The organism is Mesorhizobium sp., assembly GCF_017306585.1.
In the GTDB taxonomy this organism is placed as follows: domain Bacteria; phylum Pseudomonadota; class Alphaproteobacteria; order Rhizobiales; family Rhizobiaceae; genus Mesorhizobium.
In genome coordinates this window covers 1-2,229 of the sequence record NZ_JAFKIC010000373.1, presented here as the reverse complement: position 1 = coordinate 2,229, position 2,229 = coordinate 1, and the positions used below count along the sequence as shown (strand labels likewise).

3 protein-coding genes are annotated in these 2,229 nt (G+C 67.1%); all 3 read right to left on the bottom strand.

Features of this window, described 5'->3' with window-relative positions; all coding sequences use genetic code 11:
* Positions 1-158: 158 nt before the first annotated feature.
* On the bottom strand, positions 159-890 hold the full coding sequence (gene msrA / locus J0I79_RS34915; protein WP_292870725.1) for a peptide-methionine (S)-S-oxide reductase MsrA: 732 nt from the start codon (positions 888-890) through the stop codon (positions 159-161).
* Positions 891-1,019: 129 nt separating this feature from the next.
* Positions 1,020-1,313 carry a hypothetical protein gene (locus tag J0I79_RS34910; protein ID WP_292870722.1) on the bottom strand — a complete coding sequence of 98 codons (294 nt, stop codon included), beginning with the start codon at positions 1,311-1,313 and terminating at the stop codon, positions 1,020-1,022.
* Positions 1,314-1,415: 102 nt separating this feature from the next.
* The gene (locus J0I79_RS34905; RefSeq protein ID WP_292870728.1) at positions 1,416-2,066 is read right to left on the bottom strand and encodes a DUF1223 domain-containing protein; all 651 of its coding nucleotides are present in this window, start codon (positions 2,064-2,066) and stop codon (positions 1,416-1,418) included.
* Positions 2,067-2,229: the final 163 nt, after the last annotated feature.

Here is a 2,229-nt window from a genome sequence, read left to right as displayed (position 1 = left end):
ATCTCCCCCCTTGAGGGGGAGATGGCCGGCAGGCCAGAGGGGGTCGGTTCGACCGGGGGCGACCTCCTTGCGGCGGATGGAGGCTAGCGCTCCACGCGAGCGGACCCCCTCTGTCGCCTGCGGCGACATCTCCCCCTCGAGGGGGGAGATTATACCGCTCAATTGCTGGCCGACAGCACCAGCACCGGCTTGTCGCTGTACAGCGCCGGGAACAGCTGCTTCAGGTTCGCGACCTTGGGCAGGTCGTTGTAGACGATGTAGGGATAGGTCGGGTTCAGCGTCAGGAAGTCCTGATGATAGTTTTCGGCCGGGTAGAAGGTCTTGCCGGTCTCGATCGTGGTGACGATCGGCGCGCCGAACAGCCTGGCCTTGTCGAGCTGGGCAATGTAGTCCTGCGCGATCTTCTTCTGGGCGTCGCTTTCGGCGAAGATCGTCGAGCGGTACTGAGTGCCGGAGTCCGGACCCTGATAGTTCAGCTGCGTCGGGTTGTGAGCGACCGAGAAATAGACCTGCAGCAATTGGCCATAGGTCACCTTCGAGGGGTCATAGGTGATCTCGACGGATTCGGCATGGCCGGTGCGGCCGGTGCCCACCGTCTCGTAGACGGCGTCGTCCTTGGCGCCGCCCGTATAGCCGGAAACGGCGCGGGTGACGCCCTTGACGTGCTGGAACACGCCCTGCACGCCCCAGAAGCAGCCGCCGGCGAAGATCGCCGTCTCGCTGCCGCCGGCCGCCTTCTCGTCCACCGCCGGCGGCGGGATTTTTACCGCGTCCTCGGCCGAGACGGCCGGTGTCATCCAGAAGGCGGCGCCGGCGGCGGCCAGGGCCAGCGTGGCGAGCGCGCCCCTGACGAAACCAATGGAACGGTTGGCAGTCCTGATATCGGTCATGGTTGCACTCCTCGTGGCTTGCCCCGTGGATCAGTGGCCTTGGGGATCAGTCTATTGGATCAGTTACGGCGGCGCGACGCATGAGTTGCGCCGCCGCCTCACATTCGCGTGCGGCATAGGCCGTCAGGCCTAGTTGGCGGTGGTGTCCGCCGGCTTCATGGCATCGGCGGCAGGCTTTATGGCGTCCGCCGCCGGCTTCATCGCATTGGCGGCGGGCTTCATGGCGTTGGTGGCCATCGGGTCGGCCGGCTTCATCGCATCGGTGGCCGGCTTCATGGCGTCGGCCGCCGGCTTCATGGCGTTGGCGGCTGGCTTCATCGCATTGGTGGCGTCGTCGGCGCGGGCGATGCCGCCGGCCAGCAGCGCGGTCGAGGCCAGAGCGAGCGCGAGAGCGGGCAGGGTCAGGCGGGAAAGAACGGTCATGATGGTCTCCTTGGGTTGGTAGTCTGGGTGTTGATGATTTGTCGTCGGCACGTCGCCCCGCCGCGATCACGGCGTTGCGCGATGTCAGCCGAAGCCTGTCGGCTAGTTCGTCGCCGCGGCGAGGATCGGGCCGCCACCGGGGGACTGGACGAGAATGGCGGTGCTGAGGCCGCCCGCCGCAGCAGGCAGCGTGTAGGCGGTGGCCTCGCCACTCCAGCTGCCGAGCTTTTGCAGCGCGTGCACGACATTGGCGTGCGGCAAGGTGCGGCCGGTGTTTTCGCCGCGTGCCACCGGCACCTGGACGACGCCCCTGGCATAGCGCACCAGCCAGACATCGGCCTTGCCGCCGGGCGCGCTGCCGGCGCCGACCGAGACCTTGCCGCCGTCGAGCGACAGCGACGGGCCGCCGGTCCTGCCCGCCGTGGCGATCAGATGTTCGATCTCGCCGGGCGCCGCGCCGACCGCGTCGGCATGGCCATTGACCACCACTTGCGGCGTGAACGGCCCGTCATGGCCGAGCGGCGGTTCGTAGGTGACCTGGCGCTGGGTGAATTCCTGCTTTCCGAACGTGTCCTTCCAGCCGAGATAATCCCAGTAGGTGACGTTGAAGGACAACGCCAGCACGCCGGGCTGGTCCTTGACCTTGATGAGGTTGGCATTGGCCGGCGGGCAGGACGAGCAGCCCTGGCTGGTGAACAGTTCGACCACGGTCAGCGGCTGGGCGCTTGCGGTGGCGGTAGCCGCGAGCGTCATCAAGGCGGCGAACAGGGCGCTGCGTCTGGCTGTCGGTCCGGTCATCGGCTTTCTCCGCTGCGGGAAGGGGTCCATGATCCCTCCTTCGCGGCAGGCCGACGCCTCGTTACATGCTCACCGGTTTGTGATCGGTGGGGTGCGCCTCTTTCCCTTCTCCCCTTGT

What these genes read in the sequence shown, in the direction of transcription:
- msrA (WP_292870725.1), bottom strand. Translation starts at nt 890, where the DNA reads ATGACCGATATCAGGACTGCCAACCGTTCCATTGGTTTCGTCAGGGGC.
- J0I79_RS34910 (WP_292870722.1), bottom strand. Translation starts at nt 1,313, where the DNA reads ATGACCGTTCTTTCCCGCCTGACCCTGCCCGCTCTCGCGCTCGCTCTG.
- J0I79_RS34905 (WP_292870728.1), bottom strand. Translation starts at nt 2,066, where the DNA reads ATGACGCTCGCGGCTACCGCCACCGCAAGCGCCCAGCCGCTGACCGTG.